The organism is Lysobacter oculi, from assembly GCF_003293695.1.
Lineage (GTDB): Bacteria > Pseudomonadota > Gammaproteobacteria > Xanthomonadales > Xanthomonadaceae > Solilutibacter > Solilutibacter oculi.
The window spans coordinates 1,032,242-1,052,036 of the sequence record NZ_CP029556.1; the positions used below are offsets into that span (position 1 = coordinate 1,032,242).

At 67.5% G+C, this 19,795-nt stretch carries 22 protein-coding genes; 12 read left to right on the forward strand and 10 right to left on the reverse strand.

Translation table 11 applies throughout. The features are described from left to right. Positions 1-11: 11 nt before the first annotated feature. Positions 12-725 carry a pseudouridine synthase gene (locus DCD74_RS04975; RefSeq protein WP_112926346.1) on the reverse strand — a complete coding sequence of 238 codons (714 nt, stop codon included), beginning with the start codon at positions 723-725 and terminating at the stop codon, positions 12-14. Between the two features lie 194 nt (positions 726-919). On the opposite strand from DCD74_RS04975, the gene DCD74_RS04980 reads away from it, so the two are divergent. Further along, a complete protein-coding gene (locus DCD74_RS04980; RefSeq protein WP_112926347.1) occupies positions 920-2,005 on the forward strand; it encodes a DUF1615 domain-containing protein in 1,086 nt (361 codons plus the stop codon). Here the strand turns inward: DCD74_RS04980 and DCD74_RS04985 are convergent, their stop codons facing one another. Next, the gene (locus tag DCD74_RS04985) at positions 2,006-2,611 is read right to left on the reverse strand and encodes a DUF6445 family protein (protein ID WP_112926348.1); all 606 of its coding nucleotides are present in this window, start codon (positions 2,609-2,611) and stop codon (positions 2,006-2,008) included. It abuts the gene before it with no gap. Between the two features lie 78 nt (positions 2,612-2,689). Between DCD74_RS04985 and DCD74_RS04990 the strand changes: the two genes are divergently transcribed. The 6 genes from DCD74_RS04990 to DCD74_RS05015 all read left to right on the forward strand — a co-directional run bounded on the left by DCD74_RS04990 (position 2,690) and on the right by DCD74_RS05015 (position 9,173). Further along, positions 2,690-4,084, forward strand: coding sequence for a M28 family metallopeptidase (locus DCD74_RS04990; RefSeq protein ID WP_112926349.1), 1,395 nt, complete (start codon positions 2,690-2,692; stop codon positions 4,082-4,084). A gap of 88 nt (positions 4,085-4,172) precedes the next feature. After that, positions 4,173-4,658: a pyridoxamine 5'-phosphate oxidase family protein gene (locus DCD74_RS04995; RefSeq protein WP_112926350.1), complete on the forward strand. Its 486-nt coding sequence runs from the start codon at positions 4,173-4,175 to the stop codon at positions 4,656-4,658. Positions 4,659-4,734: 76 nt separating this feature from the next. Further along, positions 4,735-5,286 carry a peroxiredoxin gene (locus DCD74_RS05000; protein WP_112926351.1) on the forward strand — a complete coding sequence of 184 codons (552 nt, stop codon included), beginning with the start codon at positions 4,735-4,737 and terminating at the stop codon, positions 5,284-5,286. Between the two features lie 103 nt (positions 5,287-5,389). Beyond that, positions 5,390-6,196: an N-formylglutamate amidohydrolase gene (locus tag DCD74_RS05005; RefSeq protein WP_112926352.1), complete on the forward strand. Its 807-nt coding sequence runs from the start codon at positions 5,390-5,392 to the stop codon at positions 6,194-6,196. Continuing rightward, the gene (locus DCD74_RS05010; RefSeq protein ID WP_162615907.1) at positions 6,193-8,121 is read left to right on the forward strand and encodes a flavohemoglobin expression-modulating QEGLA motif protein; all 1,929 of its coding nucleotides are present in this window, start codon (positions 6,193-6,195) and stop codon (positions 8,119-8,121) included. Before DCD74_RS05005 ends, DCD74_RS05010 begins: the two co-directional genes overlap by 4 nt. Beyond that, on the forward strand, positions 8,118-9,173 hold the full coding sequence (locus DCD74_RS05015) for a glutathione synthetase (RefSeq protein WP_112926354.1): 1,056 nt from the start codon (positions 8,118-8,120) through the stop codon (positions 9,171-9,173). The genes DCD74_RS05010 and DCD74_RS05015 overlap by 4 nt, the downstream gene beginning before the upstream one ends. A 6-nt stretch (positions 9,174-9,179) precedes the next feature. Here the strand turns inward: DCD74_RS05015 and DCD74_RS05020 are convergent, their stop codons facing one another. Then, positions 9,180-10,034, reverse strand: coding sequence for a restriction endonuclease (locus DCD74_RS05020; protein WP_217424288.1), 855 nt, complete (start codon positions 10,032-10,034; stop codon positions 9,180-9,182). A 124-nt stretch (positions 10,035-10,158) separates the two neighbouring features. Here DCD74_RS05020 and DCD74_RS05025 point away from each other — a divergent pair, with 124 nt between their 5' ends. Beyond that, positions 10,159-11,265 carry a DNA topoisomerase IB gene (locus DCD74_RS05025; RefSeq protein WP_112926356.1) on the forward strand — a complete coding sequence of 369 codons (1,107 nt, stop codon included), beginning with the start codon at positions 10,159-10,161 and terminating at the stop codon, positions 11,263-11,265. Between the two features lie 3 nt (positions 11,266-11,268). On the opposite strand, the gene DCD74_RS05030 is transcribed toward DCD74_RS05025, so the two are convergent. The 6 genes from DCD74_RS05030 to DCD74_RS05055 all read right to left on the reverse strand — a co-directional run bounded on the left by DCD74_RS05030 (position 11,269) and on the right by DCD74_RS05055 (position 15,042). Further along, the gene (locus tag DCD74_RS05030; RefSeq protein ID WP_112926357.1) at positions 11,269-12,192 is read right to left on the reverse strand and encodes a M14 family metallopeptidase; all 924 of its coding nucleotides are present in this window, start codon (positions 12,190-12,192) and stop codon (positions 11,269-11,271) included. 66 nt (positions 12,193-12,258) lie between these two features. After that, complete coding sequence (locus DCD74_RS05035; protein ID WP_237049657.1) at positions 12,259-12,681, reverse strand: DUF1801 domain-containing protein; 423 nt, start codon at positions 12,679-12,681, stop codon at positions 12,259-12,261. A 6-nt stretch (positions 12,682-12,687) separates the two neighbouring features. After that, positions 12,688-13,053 carry a DUF1801 domain-containing protein gene (locus tag DCD74_RS05040; RefSeq protein ID WP_112926358.1) on the reverse strand — a complete coding sequence of 122 codons (366 nt, stop codon included), beginning with the start codon at positions 13,051-13,053 and terminating at the stop codon, positions 12,688-12,690. 90 nt (positions 13,054-13,143) lie between these two features. Then, complete coding sequence (locus DCD74_RS05045) at positions 13,144-14,073, reverse strand: NAD(P)/FAD-dependent oxidoreductase (RefSeq protein WP_162615908.1); 930 nt, start codon at positions 14,071-14,073, stop codon at positions 13,144-13,146. A gap of 73 nt (positions 14,074-14,146) precedes the next feature. Next, complete coding sequence (locus DCD74_RS05050; protein WP_237049658.1) at positions 14,147-14,713, reverse strand: DUF3228 family protein; 567 nt, start codon at positions 14,711-14,713, stop codon at positions 14,147-14,149. Then, complete coding sequence (locus DCD74_RS05055) at positions 14,710-15,042, reverse strand: DUF3817 domain-containing protein (RefSeq protein WP_112926360.1); 333 nt, start codon at positions 15,040-15,042, stop codon at positions 14,710-14,712. Before DCD74_RS05055 ends, DCD74_RS05050 begins: the two co-directional genes overlap by 4 nt. A 195-nt stretch (positions 15,043-15,237) precedes the next feature. On the opposite strand from DCD74_RS05055, the gene DCD74_RS05060 reads away from it, so the two are divergent. The 4 genes from DCD74_RS05060 to DCD74_RS05075 all read left to right on the forward strand — a co-directional run bounded on the left by DCD74_RS05060 (position 15,238) and on the right by DCD74_RS05075 (position 18,605). Further along, complete coding sequence (locus DCD74_RS05060; RefSeq protein ID WP_112926361.1) at positions 15,238-15,717, forward strand: VOC family protein; 480 nt, start codon at positions 15,238-15,240, stop codon at positions 15,715-15,717. 145 nt (positions 15,718-15,862) lie between these two features. After that, the gene (locus DCD74_RS05065; RefSeq protein ID WP_112926362.1) at positions 15,863-17,014 is read left to right on the forward strand and encodes an SPFH domain-containing protein; all 1,152 of its coding nucleotides are present in this window, start codon (positions 15,863-15,865) and stop codon (positions 17,012-17,014) included. A 20-nt stretch (positions 17,015-17,034) separates the two neighbouring features. After that, positions 17,035-18,342, forward strand: coding sequence for a TFIIB-type zinc ribbon-containing protein (locus DCD74_RS05070; RefSeq protein ID WP_112926363.1), 1,308 nt, complete (start codon positions 17,035-17,037; stop codon positions 18,340-18,342). After that, complete coding sequence (locus DCD74_RS05075) at positions 18,342-18,605, forward strand: hypothetical protein (RefSeq protein ID WP_112926364.1); 264 nt, start codon at positions 18,342-18,344, stop codon at positions 18,603-18,605. Before DCD74_RS05070 ends, DCD74_RS05075 begins: the two co-directional genes overlap by 1 nt. 67 nt (positions 18,606-18,672) lie before the next feature. Here the strand turns inward: DCD74_RS05075 and DCD74_RS05080 are convergent, their stop codons facing one another. Continuing rightward, positions 18,673-19,731 (reverse strand): S66 peptidase family protein, encoded by a 1,059-nt coding sequence (locus tag DCD74_RS05080; RefSeq protein WP_112926365.1) that lies wholly within the window; start codon positions 19,729-19,731, stop codon positions 18,673-18,675. Positions 19,732-19,795 lie beyond the last annotated feature (64 nt).

A 19,795-nucleotide genomic window follows, 5' to 3' on the forward strand; every position in this document is an offset into this window, starting at 1 on the left:
TATTCAATCGCCTACCACTCGGTGCGGCGCGGCAGCAGCCCGCGCAATTCGGCTTCGGTGAGGTTGCGCCACTGACCCGGCTTGAGATGCCCCAGCGTGACGTTGCCGATGCGCACGCGCACCAGCTGCTTCACGCGGTAACCGAAGTGCGCAGCCATCAGGCGGATCTGCCGGTTCAGGCCCTGCACCAGGGTGATGCGGAAGCCGTACGGCCCCAGCTTGCCGGTCTTGCACGGCAGCGTGACCTGCCCGTGCACCGGCACGCCACGACTCATGCCACGCAGAAAGTCGTCCTCGATGCGGTTGTTCACCGCCACCAGGTATTCCTTTTCCAGCTTGTTTTCGGCGCGCAGGATCTCGTTGACGATGTCGCCGTTGCTGGTGAGCAGGATCAGGCCTTCCGAATCCTTGTCGAGGCGGCCGATCGGGAAGATGCGCTGCTCGTGGCCCACGCAGTCGACGATGTTGCCCTTCACGCCTTCCTCGGTGGTGCAGGTCACGCCCACCGGCTTGTTCAGCGCGATGTAGACGTGGCGCCGCTTGCCGGCGACCACCGCGCGACGCACCAGCCGCTCGCCATTGACCATGACCGTGTCGTTCTCGGTCAGCTCGGCGCCGATGCGCGCGCGCTCGCCGTTGATGGTCACCTGGCCGGCGGCGATCAGCCGGTCGGCCTCGCGGCGCGAACACAGGCCGGATTCGGCGATGAACTTGTTGAGGCGCATGGCGGGCCGGGGCGGTAACGGGCCCGCATTCTCCCACGGGCAGCCCTGCTGCACGCCGCTGGCCCGCCGTTCATGCTGGCGCGCCCGTGCGTGCGGCGTGGCGGCTATGCTCCGGCGCAATATCCCCGGCCCGGCCGCGTATGTCCCTCCGCTTACGTTCCAACCCGCGCATCCGCTTCCCTTCACGATCTGCGATGCGCCTTGGCCTGCTGGCCGCCGTGGCCGCGCTGGCGGCCTGCACGCCGCCCGACATGCGCCCGCGCGAGGCCACGCCCGCCGAAATCCGCGCACAACTGCAACGCCTGATGCCCGCCTCGCTGGGCGACCGCGCAGGCTGGGCGGCTGACATCCAGTCCGCTTTCCAGTCCCTGCAGCTGCCGCCGACCACCGCCAATCTGTGCGCGACGCTGGCGGTGATCGAGCAGGAATCCGGCTACAAGGCCGATCCACCGGTGCCGGGCCTGGGCCGCATCGCGCGCGGGGAGATCGAACGCCGCGCCGGCCAACACGGCGTGCCGAAGATCGCGGTCGCCGGCGCCTTGCTGCTGAAAGCCCCGGATGGCGAGGCCTACGGCGACAAGCTCTCGCGCGTGCGCAGCGAACGCGAACTGAGCGACCTCTACGAACAGATCATCGCGCGGGCGCCCCGGCTCGGGCGCGGCCTGCTGGCGCGTGCGAACCCCGTGCGCACCGGTGGCCCGATGCAGGTCAGCATCGACTACGCCGAACGCCTGTCGAACGCACGCCCCTATCCCTACGAAGCCGGCGCCTCGATCCGCCACGAAGTCTTCAGCCGCCGTGGCGGGCTCTATTTCGGCATCGCCCACCTGCTCAAATATCCCAACAGCTATCCGCGCCACCTCTATCGCTTCGCGGATTTCAACGCTGGCCACTACGCCAGCCGCAATGCCGCATTCCAGGCGGCGGTGACCACGGCATCCGGCACCCGGCTGGTGCGCGACGGCGACCTGTTCCTGCCGGGTGATGAAGTCGGCAGCACCGAACGCGCGCTGCAATCGCTGTCATCGGCATTGGGCATGAGCAACGAAGAGATCCGCGCCGACCTGCAACGCAGCCGCCTCGACGAATTCCAGTACACCCGACTCTACAAACAGCTCTACGCGCTGGCCGAGCGCAAGGCCGGACGCGCACTGCCGCGTGCGGTGTTGCCGCAGATCGCGCTGGAAAGTCCCAAGATCACCCGCAAGCTGACCACCGAATGGTTCGCGACGCGGGTGGAGCAGCGCTATCGCGCCTGCGAGGCGCGTGCGCGGCGCTGATCAGCGGGCGGCCCAGAACATCAGGTAGACCAGCCGCCCGTTCTCCAGCGTGTCGCCGAACGCCGGGCCCGCCGTGTGCCAGTACCACGGCCGCAGCAGCACCAGCCGGTTGAAACGCATCGGCACCCGCATCGACATCTCCCACTTGTCCATCGCCAGGCTGTCGTGGTCGAGGATGTCGTCGATCGCCGCCTTGGGTGATGGATAGCCGAGCGCTTCGGCCTCGCCCGGTTTGTAGGGCGCGCGGTCGGTGCCGGTGCGCAGGTGACGGAAGAATTCGGTGCCGCCCTGGCAGTCCTCGTTCCGGCTCAGGTAGAGGATGCCGGACCAGTGCGCGCGGTCGATATGCACGCCGGCCTGCCCGCGGTCGCCGGCCAGGGTGATGCGGAAACGCCCGTGCGCTTCCTGCGGCGCGAGCGGCACCAGCGATTCACCGACCATCTGCCCGACCTGCTCGGTCAGTCCATTGACGTTGATGCGCTGGGTGGAATTGCGACCGGGATAGGCGCTGTCGGAATCTTCGGGGTAATCGAGTTTCAGCGCGGCCTCGCGCAGCTGCATCGGGTTGTCGAGGAAATCGTCGGCGACGATGAGCGAAGTGGGCATGGCGCTCCCCTGCATGGATGCGGGGATGATCCCACAGGCCTTGTGCCATGATCCCGCATCGCCTTATCGAGCATCGACATGCGCGCCAAACCCCTTGTCTGGATGTGCCTGCTGGCCGCCCTGCCCTTCACCATGCAGGCCGCGCCGGTGGATGCGAAGGCGAACGACGCCCGGCTGGATGCCATCGGCCGCGCACCCTCGGCGCAGCGCATCGAAGCCGACATCCGCAAGCTGGTGTCGTTCGGCACCCGCCACACGCTGTCCGACACCAGATCGGACACGCGCGGCATCGGTGCGGCGACGCGCTGGATCTTCGATGAGTTCACCCGCATCTCGAAGGACTGCGACGGCTGCCTTGAAGTGCGCTACGTGCGCGGCACGGTGAAAGCCGGCGAGCCCCGCATCCCGCGCGATACGGAGATCAGCAACGTCATCGCCATCCAGCGCGGCACGCTGGACCCGGACCGCTACGCGATCATGAGCGGCGACATCGACTCACGCGTCTCCGATGTGATGGATGCGACGACTGATGCCCCCGGCGCCAACGACAACGCCAGCGGCATCGCCGGCACGCTGGAAGCCGCGCGCGTGCTGTCGAAACAGCGCTTCGCCGGCTCCATTGTCTATGCCGCGCTGGCCGGCGAGGAACAGGGCCTGTACGGCGGCCGCATCCTCGCCGAACACGCCAAGGCGAACGGCTGGCGGATCATCGCCGTGCTCAACAACGACATGATCGGCAACGTGCGCGGCATCGACGGCATCACCGACACCCGCACCGCCCGCGTGTTCTCCGAAGGCCCCCGCGCCACCGAGACCCCGGCGGAGGCGAAGGAACGCCGCTTCACCGGCGGCGAAGTGGATTCGCCCAGCCGCAACCTCGCCCGCTACATCAAGGAACAGGCGCGTCATGTGCCGGGACTCGATGTGATGCTGGTGTACCGGCTCGACCGCTTCGGCCGTGGCGGCCACCACCGCCCGTTCAACGATGCCGGCTATCCCGCCGTGCGGGTGATGGAAACGCACGAACACTACGACCGCCAGCACCAGGACATGCGCACCGAAGTGCAGGCCGATGGCTCCAAGCGCGTCTACGGCGACACCATCGACGGCGTCGATTTCGCCTACGCCGCGCGCCTCACCGCACTCGATGCGGTCACGCTGGCCGCGCTCGCCGCCGCGCCGCCCCCGCCGGCAGGCGTCAAGATCGAGGGCGCGGTCAGCGCCGACACCACGCTGTCGTGGCAACGCCCGGCCGGCACGCAGGCCAGCAACCTCGCCGGCTACCGCATCCACTGGCGCGCCACCGATGAGCCGCGATGGAGCCGGCATGTCGATGTCGGCAACGTGGACCGCCACACATTGAAGAACCTCGTCATCGACAACTATTTCTTCGGCGTGTCCGCACTGGGCAACGATGGCAGCGAAAGCCCGGTGGTATTCCCCGGGGCGGCGGGCAGCTTCGGCGGCTACTGAACCGCGCCCCGTCGCATTCAGCGGCGTCCCACGCGGCGCTCACCGCAGACCGGCTACAACGGGGCCCCCTCCCCCACGAGACCTGCCGATGTCCACCAAGAAGGAACTTGCCGAACAATTCTGGAAAGCGCTGGAATCCGACCGCACCGTGATGCTCGGCGCGGCCGGCGTCTATCCCAAGCCGATGACCGCGCTGGCGGAAAACAGGCGCGGCCCGATCTGGTTCTTCACCGCGCGCGAGAACGACCTGGCGCAGGCGCTGGAATCCGGCCAGACGCTGGATGCGTTGATGATGTTCGCGGCCAAGGACCACGCCTTGTTCGCCACCGCCGGCGGCCAGCTGACTATGGACAACGATCCGGCGGTCATCGAACGCCTGTGGAACCCCTTCGTCGCCGCGTGGTACGAGGAAGGCAAGACCGATCCCAAGCTGCGCCTGCTCCGCTACGAACCCGACGTCGCCGAGATCTGGCTCAACGAGAACAGCCTGCTCGCCGGGGTCAAGACCCTGCTCGGCATCGACCCGAAGAAGAGTTACCAGGACGATGTCGCCAAGGTGAAGCTCGGCCGCTGAACGCGCTTGCGGTGGCCCGGCATGGCATCCCCCCGCCTGCCGGGCGTATAACGGGGCATCCCGCTGGAGCATCGCCATGAAACGCACCGCCTTCGCCATCGCGCTCGCGCTGGCCGCCACCTTCGCCGCACCGGCCTTCCCGGCCCTCAAGCCCGGCACGAAAGCGCCGGCGTTCACCGCCCCAGCCTACCTCGCCGGCAAGGCCTTCACCTTCAAGCTGTCCGATGCACTGAAGAAGGGCCCAGTGGTGCTGTATTTCTTCCCCGCCGCCTACACGCCGGGCTGCAACATCGAGGCCCATCTGTTCTCGCAGGCCATCGATGATTTCCGCAAGGCGGGCGCGAGCGTCATCGGCATCACCGCGGGCAATACCGACCAGCTCGCCAAGTTCTCCGCCGACAACGAACGCTGCGGCGGCAAGTTCCCGGTCGCCGCCGACGATGGCGCCAGGATCGCCGCCAAGTACGAAGCCACGCTGGCGATGAAGCCCTCATGGTCATCGCGCGTGTCCTACGTCATCGCGCCCGACGGCACCATCCGCTTCGTGCACGACGAGATGAAGCCGGACGCGCACATCAAGCAGACCCTGGCCGCCGTGCAGGCGATGCGGAAAACCCCGGCGAAATAAGCGGTTTTTGTGGATGTGTGGATGAAGGAACCGCTGCGGCTTCGCTGAACGCCGCACCCCACCGTACACATGATGCCGACGCAGGCGCCGACAGACTCGGCGCATGCGCATCGAAACCGATACGAACCGCGCGTGGTGGACGGCATCGCTGTCCGATGACGCGGTCATCGCCACCGCCATCCACGATGGGCACGGGCTGGACCCCGGCGTCGCGGCACTGATGACCCTGCCCGACGCCGACCGGCTGCGCGAGGAAGACCCGCATACCGGCCAGGCCGTGCTCGACGTGCCCTCGCATGTCGTTGTGCACCGCTCGCGCTTCGAAGCCGACCTCAACCGCGCGCTGGACGAAGCGATCTATCTCATCCCCGCGCAGAGCTGGGGCCTCGACGTCTGGCGCATGCCGCCCGAAGGCGCGTTGCTGGCCCGCATGCAGGACTACCACCGCGCCTTCTACCGGATGATGGCGAACACGCTGGACGAGATCGCATCGCGCCATCGCCGCTTCGTGCTGCTCGACGTACACAGCTACAACCACCGCCGCGACGGTGCGGAAGCCGCGCCCACGCCGCAGGTCAAGGCACCGGACATCAACATCGGCACCTTCTCCATGCCGCGCAGCGAGTGGGCCTTCCTGCTCGATCCGCTGATGGAGGCGATGCGCGGCTTCGACTTCAACGGCCGCCATCTCGACGTGCGCGAGAACATCGCCTTCGAAGGGCGCGGCGCACTGACCCGCTTCGTCCACGAACGCTATCCCGGGCAAGGCTGCGCCATCGCGCTGGAATTCAAGAAGTTCTACATGGACGAATGGCGCGGCGAGCCCTACCCGGACGAACTGCGTGCGATGCGCGACTTCATCAGCGCCAGCGCCGATACCTGCCGCCAAATGTTGGCTGCCGCGCCATGAACGGTCCCGGCCCCTTGCCCGCGCCGCACCAGCAACCGCCCGCGCCTGATCTGGGCGGCAAGAACGCCTGGCGCAAGCGCCTGGAACATGGCGGCCGCGTGCATGTGGACCGCCGCCTGCCCTTCATCGTGCTGGCCCATCACGGCACCGAGGCTTTCAGCCTGGCCCGCCGCGTGGCCGCGATCAGCGCGTCCAGCATCGTCTGGCCCTTGCAGGCCGGTGATGTGGCCGATGTGGATGCGATGGCGCATGCCGACGCGCTGCTCGACCTGCTGCACAAGGACTATCCGCGTTTCCTCGTCATCACCCTGCACGACCTGCCGCGCGATGCCAGCCTGGACGAGGAAAGCCCCCGGCTGGAACCCTTCCGTTTCGAATTGGCCGCCTCGGTGGACGAAGCAGCGCAGGCCGCCGCGACGTCACTGAACGGCGCGCTGCAGGCGATCGACATCGACCTGCGTGAAGCGAAAGTCGCCGAAGTGCCGCTGCCTCCGGCATCGCCCGGCCTGCAGGCGCTGCTGGCCGGGCATCCGGGCGTGTCGCGGCTGTCGCTCGGCATCCCGCAGATCCACCGCGTGCCCGGCGGCGGCGACCGCGGCATCTATCCGCTGATCTACCACGCGCTGGAAAGCGCCACCTACGACGCGCTGCTGCTCGCCGTGGCCAGCTTCATCGAACACACGACACCCGACGGCGATGGCGATGGAAAGCCCGGTGGACGCCCGCATCATCGTTCGCTCGGGCGCAGCCGCTTCCTGCAGGCCGCGGCCAAGGCGGATGCCGCGCTGGCGAAGATCAGCGGCAGCTTCGATTTCCTGCTCGCGGTGTCGCCGATCAACAGCGTGGAAGCCTACGAGCGCTTCGAGGCCGACCAGCGGCAGAAGCCGCCCGCCTTCCGGTACCGCCCGCTCGCCTTCAGCCCGGACGTGCTCAAGCGCCACCTCTACCGCATCGACCTGCGCGCCGTGGAAGATCCGGTGCTGGAAGGTCTGTTCCGCGAGAAACAACTGGAGCTCGACCAGCAGTTGATGATGCTGCAGCGTCGCAACACCCCGGCCTTCCGCTACGCCTCGCTGCTGCAGTACGGGGGCGTTGAGCCGGAACTGCTGGCGCAGGCGAAGCTGGTGCTGGAGAAGATCACCGAAGCGTCCACCCGCGATGACGATGCATCGGCGGGTCCGGAAGACGTGCAGGGCGCCGCCGAAGCCGTCATCGCGCGCTACCGCGAAGAAGCACCCGCGTTCGCCATCGCCGAAACCTGCCTGCGCTCGGATACCGGGCCGGGATTGATGGTCAGCGGCCCGTCCCTGCTGATCTCCACCGCCACGCGCATGCCCGCGTTCCGCGTCGATCCGCTGCTGCAGCACGAGATCGGCGTGCACCTGCTCACCCACGTCAACGGCAGCCAGCAGGGGCTCGGCATCTTCGGGCACGGGCTCGCCGATTACGAAGGCATCCAGGAAGGCCTCGGCGTGTTCGCGGAATTCCTGGTCGGTGGGCTGTCCGTGGCCCGCCTGCGCCTGCTCGCCGCACGCGTGCTGATCGTCGATGCGATGCTCGACGGCGCCGACTTCATCCAGTGCCATCGCATGTTGAACGAGGCGCACGGTTTCAGTTCGCGCGGCGCGTTCAACATCGTCGCGCGGATCTTCCGCTCCGGCGGTTTCAGCAAGGACGCCATCTACCTGCGCGGCTTCCAGCAGGTATTGCATCGCGTCGCGCAGGGCCGCTCGCTGGACGCGTTCTGGTACGGAAAGATCGCCGAGCGCCACATCCCTGTGGTGGAGGAACTGCGCCTGCGCGGCATGTTGCAGCCGCCCGCCGCCACACCCGAATTCCTGCAACGCCCCGTCGCCCAGGCCACGCTGGCCCGCCTGCGCGACGGCACCCCTTTCCTCGACCTGCTGCGGAGCCCCACGCCATGATGATCGCCTTCTTCGTCAACTCGCTCGACTCCGAATACCCGCGCTACACCACCACCGTGCTCGCCCACGAAGCTTGGCGGCGCGGCCACGATGTCTGCTATGTCACCCCCGGCGATTTCGTGGTCAGCCCCGACGACAGCCTGCAGGTGCATGCGCGGGTGATCCCCGCCGGCAAGGGCAAGGCGCGCAGCCGCGACGACTTCTTCAAGCAGCTCAAGACCGCCGGCAAGAAGACGAAATTGATTTCGATGGCCGACATCGATGTGCTGATGCTGCGCAACGACCCCGCCAACGACGCCGCCAAGCGCCCGTGGGCGGAGAACATCGGCATCCAGTTCGGGCGCCGCGCCATCGAAGCCGGCGTGCTGGTGTTGAACGATCCGGACTCGCTCTCGCTCGCCATCAACAAGCTGTATTTCCAGTCATTCCCGCGCGAAGTGCGTGCAGAGACCCTGATCACCCGCAACGCCAGCGACATCAAGGCCTTCGCCAGGAAGCACGGCGGCAAGATCGTGCTCAAGCCGCTGCAGGGCTCCGGCGGGCAAGGCGTGTTCCTGCTCAACGGCGGCAAGACCAAGGGCAACCTCAACCAGATGGTCGAAGCCATCAGCCGCGACGGCTACCTCATCGCGCAGACCTACGTGCCGGAAGCCGACAAGGGCGACATCCGCCTGTTCCTGATGAACGGCTGGCCGCTGCAGATCGATGGCAAGTACGCGGCGATGCGGCGCGTGGGCGCGGAAGACGACGTGCGCAGCAACATCCACGCCGGCGGCGAGGCCAAGGCGGTCAAGATCACCGACCGCGAACTGCGCCTGGCCGAACTGATCCGCCCCAAACTTCAGGCCGACGGCATGTTCCTGGTCGGCATCGACATCATCGGCGACACCATCCTCGAGGTGAACGTCTTCAGCCCCGGCAACCTGTTCACCTGCAGCGAGATGGCCGGCGTGAGCTTCGCCGACCTCATCCTGCAGTCGATCGAACGCAAGCTGCAGATCCGCGACCAGTTCCCCGGCCAGTTCACCAATGCGCAGTTGGCGGTGATGTAGCGGCGGTTACATCTCGGGCGTCGAGGCTTCGATGACCTTCATCGCTTCGGCGGCGCGGCGCTGGGATTCACGGATTTCAGCCGCGCTCTGCGGCGGCAGCGGTTTGGTCGATGCGCAGTGATCGATATACGTGCCTGAAGGCGCGTCGATGATTTCCTTGCAGCTATCGACTGACGCTTGCTCATCACTTGGCGACACATACGCAACCGGGGTTTCGTCATCGGATTGCGAGGATGCTTCGCCCGACGATACGGTGATCGGCGCAGGCCCTGCGGTGCCAGCGGTCCGGATCAACAGGGCACGGATGATGAACCCGAAGACCACCAGAGCGATGACGGAGAACACCAGCCAACCGTAGGCGGGACGCGGTCTGTGCTGTCGCACCACCGGTGTGGGGCGCGCACGGAATGTCAGATCGCCCGGCGCTTCATTGGCAGCACCGGCAGTTTCCGGCTCCGGCAGCGGCCCCACCATCTCCCGCAGCATCTGGCCATCCACCAGCTGCACATGACCCAGCTTGCTCGCCGCTTCCTTGGCGGCTTCGGTGAACTCCCCGCTGGTCACGAGGATGGCGCCGGTTGCGCCTTCATTGACCATCACGCCCAGCAACTGATGCACATCGTTGTGCGGCACCTTTTTCGTGTTCCAGTGCTTGCATTGCACCAGCACGTATTCGTCCGCGCGGCGCAGCTTCAGATCGATGCCGCCATCGAATTCCTGTCCATTCGCACCCGTGCCGCAGTGATCCACCGCCCAGCCCTGCCCGCGATACCACACGGCAAGCAGCGCCTCGACCGAGGCCCAGTGCGTCCGTGACAGTGCATCGTCATGACGATGACTGACATTCTTCAAACCCCTCATGCGGCCTCCCCTGCCGTCTTTCCTCGCGCCATCTTGCCAGCCGATGCGCTCCTCGGCATGAAGCATTCAGCCACCCCGCCCGCGCTTTACAGCGCCTTGACCATGCGCCCACCACAGTCGGGCCATGGCTGCACAGGACACCGCCAACCCCAAGCAGGCCGCGCGCGAAGCCGGCCTGCGTTATGTCAGTGAGCGCGATCCCGGCATCGTGCGGCTGCGTCGCGCGGCGACCTTCAGCTACCGCGATCCCGATGGCGCGGCGGTGCGTGACCGCGACACGCTGGAACGCATCGTCAAGCTCGCCATTCCGCCGGCATGGAACGAGGTCTGGATCTGCCCGCATCCGCACGGCCACCTGCAGGCCACCGGCCGCGATGCCCGCACCCGCAAGCAGTACCGCTACCACCCGCAATGGAGCACCGTGCGCGATGGCGGCAAGTTCGAGCGCGTGATCGCGTTCGGGGAATCGCTGCCGCGCCTGCGTCGCGCGCTGCGCGCCTCGCTGAAACCCGCCGGCTTCGGCCGCGACAAGGTGGTGGCGATGGTGGTCGCGGTGATGGCCGGCACCCTCATCCGCATCGGCAACAGCCAGTACGCGAAGCAGAACCGCTCCTTCGGCCTGACCACGCTGCGCAACCGCCACGTCGCCTTCCTCAAGGGCGGTCGCGCACGCTTCCAGTTCACCGGCAAGTCCGGCCAGGTGCAGGACGTGGTGCTCGATGACGCCAGGCTGGTGCGCCTCATGCGCCGCTGCCAGCAGTTGCCCGGGCAGGCGTTGTTCCAGTATCTCGATGATGACGGCCAGCGCGTCCCGGTCGGGTCCGACGACGTTAACGGCTGGTTGCGCGAGGCGATGGGCGAAGCCTTCACCGCCAAGGATTTCCGCACCTGGGGCGGCACGCTGGAAGCCTTCCGCGCCTTCACTGCGACGCCGCCGCCCGAAGGCGACGACGCCACGCCCGCCCCGGAACGCGAATGGGCACGCATCGAGAAGGAGGTCATCGCCGGCGTGGCGCAGAGCCTGGGCAACACGGTCGCGGTCTGCCGCAAGGCCTACATCGACCCGGCGGTGATGCAGGGGTGGCGCGACGGCACGCTCGCGCGCTACGTCAAGGGCGCCATCGGCGAGCGCCAGTGGGAACAGGCCGCGCTGCGCTTCCTCAAGTCGGTGCGCCGGCAGGCCGCACGCAAGCCGGCGCGGCCCAAGCGCGCTGCGGTCCGCGCCGCCTGACCGTCAGCGCGCGGCGGCCAGCGCGTAGTCCAGTCCCGCGCGCACCGCCACCGCCTGCGCCTCGTTGCATTGCGCGGGCGTGGCGCGCGGACTGTCCGGATAGACCTCGGTGGTGGTGGTGAAGCGTGCACCGGTGATGCCGGCGCACAGCCCGAGCGCGCCGAAGTCGTATTCGATGACCCCCGGCGCCACCACTTCGGATCCGATGATGGTGCCGTCGGGGTCGGCCGGCGCGATATGCGTCACCTTCGCCACCGCCTCGTTGATGGCCTGCTGGAAACCGGGCTGCGGGTTTTGCGTGTCATCGACCAGATAGAAGCCGTCGGGGATCGTGCCGGGCGCGAACGGTTTGCCGTCGCGCGCGGCCAGCGCCGGGCGGAACTCGCTTTCGTCGCTGTCGGTGGTCTCGTGCAGGTCGATGTGCATAAGGAAGCGGCCCTTGATCGGCGCGACGAGCGCCATCAACGCCGCCGATTCGCCGGCCGGACTGTCGGCCACGAACGAGCGGTTGGGGTCCAGCGCATCCGGGTTCCAGCGGTGGATGCGCTCGTACGCCCACGGGCTGACGCAGGGCGCGATCAGCAGGTTGGCGCGGCCGGGATAATCCGCCGCATCGCGGTCGGCGAAGCGCAGCGCGCCGTGCACGCCACTGGTCTCGTAGCCATGCACGCCGCCGGTGACCAGCGCCACCGGCAGCTTGTAGTTCCAGTCGCGGCTCTTCAGCGCGAACAGCGGATAACGGCCATCCGCGCCGTAATCCAGCTCGCCGTACTGCACCACGTCGAAACGGTCGCGCAGGCTGTCGATGAGGCTGACCACTTCATCGGCATAACCGCGTTGCTTCCGCTGCGCCGCGCGCCATTCGGCTTTTTCCTGCGCGCCCCAGGGTTGGCCCGGGGTACCGATGGGATAGAAGGATGTCGTCATGGTCATGGCCTCGTCTGGGTCGGCAGTGACATCGAACCTGAGTTCGATGCGCGGCGCGGATGGGGGTCACATCTTCTCACCGGGGAGCTTGGCGGCCTGCTTCACCCAGCGCCGGAACTGCGCCTCGTCCAGCGGTGCGTCCCCGGATACATGCAGGTAGCGCACCTCCGGGTGTTTGGATGCCTCGGGTGGCACCGGCTTCAACGCGCTGCCGCGGAAGAACGCCACCTTGATGTAGCGCGCGAACACATGGAAGTTGAGGAACCAGCCTTCCTTGTCTGCCACGCCATAGAACGGCGAATTCCACTTCACCGCCTTGCGCACGCCGGGCACGGCGTCTTCGACCAGGGCATCCAGCCGTTCGCCCACCGCGCGCTTCCAGTCCGGCATGTCGGCGATATAGGCCTGCACCGGCGCATCGCCCTCGCCCTTGAGGATCTGCGGGTTGCCGTCCGACAGCAGCTTGACCGGCGCCCTCTTCGTGGCCACGGCGGCCTACTTGCCCTTGCCGGCGTTGAACGCGACCGCCGCCTTCACCAGCGACTTGAACGCCGCCTCATCCAGCGCATCGCTTTCATGCAGGTCGATGGCGCGGCGGGTGCCGCCGTCCAGACTGGCGTTGAACACGCCGGAAGGGTCATCCAACTTCGCACCGTGGGCGAAGGTGATCTTGATCTTGTCCCTGTAGGTCTCGCCGGTGAACAGCACGCCGTCCTGCGACCAGGTGGGCACGCCAGCCGGGTTGCTCGGCTTCTTCCACTTGCGCTCCTCCACAGCCCCCGGTGCGGCCTGGGTGATCAACGTGCGGACATGCGCCAATCGCGTGGCGCGCCAGTCGTCAGTGCTGTCGGTGCCGGTCATGGGTCATGGCCTCCGGAATGTCCGAATGCAGTCGTGCGGGACTGCATTGCAGCACGGCCCGCGTTAAACAGGCCTGCAGGCCGCGCGGGTTCAGCTGTCCTGCAGGGTGTGCGCATCCTGCGCGCGCAGCCAGTTGTGCGCCTTGGTCGCGGCGATGGCACCGTGTCCCATCGCCACGCTGATCTGGTCCAGCCCGTCCACGATGTCGCCCGCGCAATACAGCCCGGGCACCTCGGTGCCGAACGGCGAACGCACATCGGTGGAACCCAGCTCGTCCACCGGCACGCCCAGCTGCACCGCCAGTTCGGTGCGCTGCCGGCAGCCCAGCGCCGGGTACACCACGTCGAACCGCAGTGGCTCGCCGCCACCCTCCAGATACACGCAGATGTGGTCTTCGTGCGGCACGAAGCGTTCGACCGGGGTTTCGATGACCTCGATGCCGGCGTGATCCAGCTGCGCGTGCTGTTCTTCGGTCAGTTCGGCGTAATCGCGCGGCATCAGCACCAGTTCGTGGCTGTACTGGCGCAGGAACAGCGCCTCGGCCGCCCCGTTGACGTTGCAGCCGATCACGCCGATGCGGCGGCCGGTGTGTTCATAGGCATCGCAGACCGGGCAGTAGCGCAGCACGCCATCGCGGATGGCCTGCTCGTGGGTGGCATCGTCCAGGTCCACCTGGTTGAGGAAGAGGCCGGTCGCCAGGATCAGCGTCCGCGCGCGGAACACCCGCCCATCCCGCGATGCCAGCACAAAAGTCCCGCCCTCGCGCGATGCACGGACGATCTCCGCTTCTTCGAATTGCGCGCCGTATTCCGCCGCGTGTTCCTGCATGCGCTGGATGAGGTCGGTGCCGGACACGCCATCGGGAAAGCCGGGCGCGTTATGGGTCCTGGGGATACGCAACGCGCGCGATTGGCCATCGTGCAGGACCATCACATCGCGGCGGAATCGCGCCAGATACAACGCCGCGGTCAGGCCTGCAGGGCCGGCACCGACCACGATGCATTCATGGGTGTCCTGCATGCGTCGCTCCTTGAAGGGATGCCGCATTGTCCATGGACGATGTGCAGGCCTGATTGACGCCTGCGGCCCGCGTTCAACCCCGCCAGTTGGCGTGCGTGCGCCAGAATTCCACGCTGCGCGCATAGGCCTCGCGGTCCAGCGCCACGCCGGAGCCGCCCTCCTCCACGCCCAGCGCATTGCGCATCAGGGTGATGGGGGCCATCGGCGTTTCCCCGGGCTCCATGGTGTACATGCAGCCGACGATGCCCCAGTCCGCGTCGATCGGCGAGCCTTCCTTCGCCAACTGTTCCGCGCTGTAGAGGATGGCGATGAGGTATTCCGCCACCGGCGGCACCAGCCCTTCGAACCAGCGCACCAGCACCGGCAGCTCGTCGCTGTTGCGGGCCTCGTAATCCGAACGCAGCAGATGGCGGTTGTCGTCGTTGACCGGCACCGCCAGGCAGCGCGTGGATGTCCAGTTGCGATGCACATGCAGCTTGCAGAACGGCGCGTAGCCATCAAGCACTTCCAGCGGCGCGTGGGTGTTGAGGTGATGCTCGAAGTCCGTCGCGCTGATGTCCTGGATGGTGTTGGCACGCGGCGTGCGCGGGAACAGCCGCGGCCGCGCGAACTCCGTCAGGACGATGGTGGGCGATGTCACGGCGCAGCCTGCACCGGCGCCGACAGCAGGCCGCGCCGCTTGAACCACCACTCCAGCGGCACCGTCACCAGCGGCGGAATGGCCGCCAGGAACGCCAGCAGGAATGCCCACATCGGCCAGCGCAGGCGGTGCGCCGCGATGAACGTGGCCACCAGATAGAACAGGAACGCCGCGCCGTGCAGCCGCCCGAACCAGTACACGCCCAGATGCGTCACCTCCGCGTGGTACTTGAGCCACATGCCGATGAGCAGGCCGGCCCAGGTCAGGCCCTCGATGAAGGCGGCGATGGCGAACAGGCGTCCTGCGCCGGATAAAACGGGTGCGCGCATGGGGGCTCCGGTGGGGAAAAGGCGGTGCAGTTTACGGGAGGGGGCTGCGATGGCTGCCGGGCATCTCGTCTTCGATGATTTTTCGAAGCCGCCTCCCCCTTCCCCCGCCCTTACGGAGGCGCGTGCTATGCAGGACGCCCGGCGAAATTCCGGCCTGCCGGTGTCCGCCGTCTTCCCCCACCCAGGAGACCCGCGATGATCCCGAAGAACACGATCTGCCTCTGGTACGACGGCGACGCGCTGGAGGCCGCCACCTTCTACGCCAACACCTTTCCGGACAGCGCGGTGGGCGCGGTGCACAGGGCGCCGGCCGACTATCCCTCCAGCAAGGCAGGCGACGTGCTGACGGTGGATTTCACCGTGCTGGGCATTCCCTGCGTGGGGCTCAACGGCGGGCCGGAGTTCAGGCACAGCGAGGCGTTCTCGTTCCAGGTGGCCACCGATGACCAGGCCGAGACCGACCGCTACTGGGATGCGATCGTCGGCAACGGCGGCGAGGAAAGCGTCTGCGGCTGGTGCCGCGACAAGTGGGGGCTGTCGTGGCAGATCACCCCGCGCGTGCTGACCGAGGCCTTCACCGGCAGCGACAGGGCGGCGGCGCAGCGCGCTTTCGAGGCGATGATGAAGATGAAGAAGATCGACGTGGCGGCGATCGAGGCGGCGGTCGCCGGCTGAGCCGCGGGCTGACCGCAATGGGTGTCCCCTCCCGTGGCCGGCGGCCGGCAACCCACGACTTCCGTCACGTTCGGCGGCCGGCGCATTGACCGTATAGTTCGGCCAACCGGGCATGGTGCCCGCACGGCAACCTCAAGGAACGACGATGGGACTTATCCAGGCAGTGGCAGGCGCGGTCGGCGGCATGCTCGGCGACCAGTGGAAGGACTTCTACACCGTGCCGGCGGGCCTGCCGGCGACCGCCGCCCTGTTCGCGGCGGTACCCAACGGCGTCAATGCCGGGCGCGGTTCCAATACCCGCGGCTCCGACAACATCATCAGCAACGGCTCGAAGATCATCGTGCCCGAGGGCTACGGCCTGCTGCTGATGCAGGACGGCAGGATCACCGGCTTCGCCGCCGAGCCGGGTGGCTACGAATGGCGCTCGGATGACGTCAATTCCAAGTCGATCTTCGCCGGCGACGGCATCGTCAGCGCGCTGATCACCCAGAGCTGGGAGCGCTTCAAGTTCGGCGGCATCCCGGGCAGCCAGCAGGCGGCGTTCTTCGTCTCGCTGAAGGAGCTGCCGGACAACCGCTTCGGCACCCAGTCGGAGATCTACTGGGACGACGGCTTCCTCAACACCCAGGTCGGCGCGGTGACCCGCGGCTCGTACACGCTGAAGATCGTCGACCCGATCCTGTTCGTGAAGAATTTCGTGCCGGCCAGCTATCTGCAGCCTGGCCAGGTGTTCGATTTCACCGACCTGGACAACGCCGCCGCCAGCCAGCTGTTCAACGAGGTGGTCGGCTCGCTGGCCCCGGCCTTCAGCCTGTACACCAACGATCCGGCCAAGGGCAACCGCATCACCAAGCTGCAGCAGGACTCGGTCGGTTTCGCCCAGAGCCTGTCGCAGGCGGTGGAGAACGCCTACCAGTGGCGCTCCGACCGCGGCCTCGCCATCGTCAAGACGGCGATCGTGTCGATCGAATACGACGCCAACACCCGCGAGCTGCTCAAGACCGTGCAGCGTGCCGATGCGCTGGCCGGGTCGCGCGGCAATTCCAACCTGCAGGCCAGCGTGGCCCAGGGCATCCAGTCGGCCGGCGAGAACGGCGGCGCGGCGGGCCTGATGGGCGTGGGCATGGCCAGCGGCATGATGGGCATCGGCAGCCTGCAGCAGCCGGCCACGCCGGCCACCACCCCGGCGGCGGATGACCCCGTGGCCAAGCTGAAGAAGGCCAAGGAGATGCTCGACCTCGGCCTGATCACGCAGCAGGACTACGACGCGCTCAAGGCGAAGGCGCTCGGCCTCTAATCCGCCGCCCGCGCCCCGCCATGTCCAGCACCCCCACCCCGCCGCCGGTGCCACCGGCCGGCCCGGGATCGCCGAATGACGTGCCGCCGTTGCCCGGCACGTTCCCGATCGACCCGGCCACCCTGCCCGGGCCGATCCGCGACGAGATCCTGGCGCCCGATCCGGTCGCCATCGACACCGCCGCGCGGGAACTCAAGGACGGGCTGAACCACTGCCCGAAGTGCGGGGCCACCGACATCCGCCAGAAGGCCGGCACCGACCTGCTGGTCTGCCTGTACTGCCGCCACCAGTGGCATGGCGAACGCGTGGAGGAACAGTTCGGTTTCGGCGAGGGCATCGGCGAACTGCGCGGGACGGTGATCGCCTCGGGCGCGCGCGACATCGCCGCCGACGCGGCCAGCCTGATGAGCTTCAAATGCGCTGGCTGCGGCGCCGAGGTCACGGTCAACACCGAGAACGCCATGACCGCGCGCTGCCACTGGTGCCGGCACGTGTTCGGCATCAACGAGCAGATCGCCAACGGCGCGGTGCCCGATGCGGTGCTGCCCTTCCACATCCGCAAGGAGGATGCGGTGGCGCGCATCCGCCAATTCGTGGACAAGCGCAGGCTGTTCGCGCTCAAGGCCTTCAAGCAGGAATTCACGCCGGAGAACGTGGTCGGCGTCTACTTGCCCTACATGATCGTGGACGGCAACGCGAGCGCGGACATCGCCGGCGAGGGCGAGATCGAGACCCGTCGCTACACCCGCACCGAAGGCAAGAACAAGGTCACCTACTACGACGCGGACGTGTACGCGGTGGAGCGCCACATCGATTTCACCGTGGACGACCTGACGCTGGAATCGTCGCGCACGCGCGGCCACTTCGACACCGGCAGCAACACCCAGAACATCATCAACACCATCCTGCCGTTCGACACCAAGAACGCGGTGAAGTGGAATGCCTCCTACCTGTCCGGCTACAGCTCTGAAAAGCGCGATACCGATGTGGAGGACCTGCGTCCTCGCCTGGAGGACCAGCTGCTGTCGATCGCCCGCTGCCAGGTGGAGCAGCAGTCGATCGGCCGCTACGACCGCGGCGTGCGCTGGGAGCGCGAGCAGCTGGAAGTGCACGGCACCCGCTGGGTCTCGATGTACCTGCCGGTGTGGCTGTATTCGTACCACCAGCCGGGCAGCAACGGCGGCCTGCTGCACTACATCGCGGTCAACGGCCGCACCGGCGAGACCATGGGCAGCGTGCCGGTGCAGCACTGGAAGCTGCTGGCCGCGGCGTTGACCGTCGGCACCTTCCTGGAGGGCGTCGTCCTCTGGTTCCTGGGGAACACCTGATGAGCGACAACAGCGATCTGGCCCTGCTGCTGCTGGGCCCGGCCGGCGCCACCGGCCTGTATTGGGCCCTGTACCGCTATTACCGCAACACCGACAAATCGCATGCGTACGAACACGAGACCGAGGTCGAAGCGCAGCCGGTGACCGGCAGCGACCGCAAGATCGACGATGTAAACGGCACGCGACGGACGGAGATCAACGGCAACAACGTGGGGGAATACCGCACGCGCGTCGGGTCGGCGTGGCGCGGCGGTTCTTCATGACGGAAGCAAGGGGCCGGGTCACGCGGGGTTCGCGCGCGGGGTCCTGCTCCATCCCCTGTCTCCGTGTCTAGGCAAACACCGGCGCGGTCATGCGGAAGCTGCCGGCATCGGCATCCATTTCCACCGCTCCGCCCACCGGCACAATGAACTGCTCGCGCACGTGGCCGATCATCGCACCGCGATACGCAGGCACGCCGAGCGGCTTGATGTAGTCGTTGAGGATCTGCTCCAGCGTGAGCGAGCCGTAGCCGTCGCCCGGGTTGCAGTCGCTGCACTGGCCGAAGATGAAACCGGCGATGCGGTCCAGCGCGCCCATCAGCTTGAGCGTGCTGAACATGCGGTCCACGCGGTACGGCGCTTCGGAGACATCCTCCAGAAACAAAATCTTGCCGCTGAAATCCGGCATGTACTTCGAGCCGGCCAGCGCCACCAGCACCGACAGGTTGCCGCCGACCAGTTCGCCGCGCGCCTTGCCGCCGGTGATCGGGATGGTGCGGTTCTGGCGCGGCACCAGCTCGTCGCCGGCCTCCATCCTGTTGCGGTAGTCCATGAGTTCGCGGTCGAGGAAGAGCCGCTTGAACTGGTCCACGTTGAAGCGGTTCCAGCTGCCCACGCCGATGGGCCCGTGGAAGGTGACCAACCCGGTCTGACTGTGGATGGCGCTGTGCAGCGCGGTGATGTCGGAGTAGCCGAGCAGGATCTTGGGATGGCGGCGGATCAGGCCGTAGTCGAGCAGCGGCAGCAGCCGTGCCGCGCCGGAGCCGCCACGCACGCAGACGATGGCCTTGACCGACGGGTCGGCGAAGGCGGTGTTGAGGTCGCCGGCACGTTCGGCGTCCTGGCCGGCCAGATGGCCGTAGCGCGAGCCGGCATGCGCGCCCAGCTTGACCTTGAAGCCGAGCGCTTCCATCGCCTCCTTCGCCAGTTGCAGGCTGAAACTGTCATCGGTCGCGGAAGACGGGCTGACCAGCGCGACGGTGTCGCCGGGGTTGAGCGCGGGCGGCAGCAGGCGGTTTGCGCCGGTGCCGCGTGGCGTCGGCGCGGCGAGTGCGGTGCCTAGGCGACCGGCAAGCGGCAGTGCGGCGGCGGCCAGCGCGGTGCGGCTGAGGAAGTGGCGGCGGTTCATGGGCGCGGTTCCGGTGGCGACCGGGGCAAGTTAGCAAAGCGGCGATGGCGGCATGGACACGCGA

Bases quoted from the DNA above. Each gene is read 5' to 3' on its own strand.
- DCD74_RS05065 (WP_112926362.1), top strand. From the start codon at position 15,863: ATGGGACTTATCCAGGCAGTGGCAGGCGCGGTCGGCGGCATGCTCGGC.
- DCD74_RS04990 (WP_112926349.1), top strand. From the start codon at position 2,690: ATGCGCGCCAAACCCCTTGTCTGGATGTGCCTGCTGGCCGCCCTGCCC.
- DCD74_RS05025 (WP_112926356.1), top strand. From the start codon at position 10,159: ATGGCTGCACAGGACACCGCCAACCCCAAGCAGGCCGCGCGCGAAGCC.
- DCD74_RS04975 (WP_112926346.1), bottom strand. From the start codon at position 725: ATGCGCCTCAACAAGTTCATCGCCGAATCCGGCCTGTGTTCGCGCCGC.
- DCD74_RS05045 (WP_162615908.1), bottom strand. From the start codon at position 14,073: ATGCAGGACACCCATGAATGCATCGTGGTCGGTGCCGGCCCTGCAGGC.
- DCD74_RS05040 (WP_112926358.1), bottom strand. From the start codon at position 13,053: ATGACCGGCACCGACAGCACTGACGACTGGCGCGCCACGCGATTGGCG.
- DCD74_RS04995 (WP_112926350.1), top strand. From the start codon at position 4,173: ATGTCCACCAAGAAGGAACTTGCCGAACAATTCTGGAAAGCGCTGGAA.
- DCD74_RS05070 (WP_112926363.1), top strand. From the start codon at position 17,035: ATGTCCAGCACCCCCACCCCGCCGCCGGTGCCACCGGCCGGCCCGGGA.
- DCD74_RS05015 (WP_112926354.1), top strand. From the start codon at position 8,118: ATGATGATCGCCTTCTTCGTCAACTCGCTCGACTCCGAATACCCGCGC.
- DCD74_RS05005 (WP_112926352.1), top strand. From the start codon at position 5,390: ATGCGCATCGAAACCGATACGAACCGCGCGTGGTGGACGGCATCGCTG.
- DCD74_RS05060 (WP_112926361.1), top strand. From the start codon at position 15,238: ATGATCCCGAAGAACACGATCTGCCTCTGGTACGACGGCGACGCGCTG.
- DCD74_RS05075 (WP_112926364.1), top strand. From the start codon at position 18,342: ATGAGCGACAACAGCGATCTGGCCCTGCTGCTGCTGGGCCCGGCCGGC.
- DCD74_RS05020 (WP_217424288.1), bottom strand. From the start codon at position 10,034: ATGAGGGGTTTGAAGAATGTCAGTCATCGTCATGACGATGCACTGTCA.
- DCD74_RS05010 (WP_162615907.1), top strand. From the start codon at position 6,193: ATGAACGGTCCCGGCCCCTTGCCCGCGCCGCACCAGCAACCGCCCGCG.
- DCD74_RS05080 (WP_112926365.1), bottom strand. From the start codon at position 19,731: ATGAACCGCCGCCACTTCCTCAGCCGCACCGCGCTGGCCGCCGCCGCA.
- DCD74_RS05000 (WP_112926351.1), top strand. From the start codon at position 4,735: ATGAAACGCACCGCCTTCGCCATCGCGCTCGCGCTGGCCGCCACCTTC.
- DCD74_RS04985 (WP_112926348.1), bottom strand. From the start codon at position 2,611: ATGCCCACTTCGCTCATCGTCGCCGACGATTTCCTCGACAACCCGATG.
- DCD74_RS05055 (WP_112926360.1), bottom strand. From the start codon at position 15,042: ATGCGCGCACCCGTTTTATCCGGCGCAGGACGCCTGTTCGCCATCGCC.
- DCD74_RS04980 (WP_112926347.1), top strand. From the start codon at position 920: ATGCGCCTTGGCCTGCTGGCCGCCGTGGCCGCGCTGGCGGCCTGCACG.
- DCD74_RS05030 (WP_112926357.1), bottom strand. From the start codon at position 12,192: ATGACGACATCCTTCTATCCCATCGGTACCCCGGGCCAACCCTGGGGC.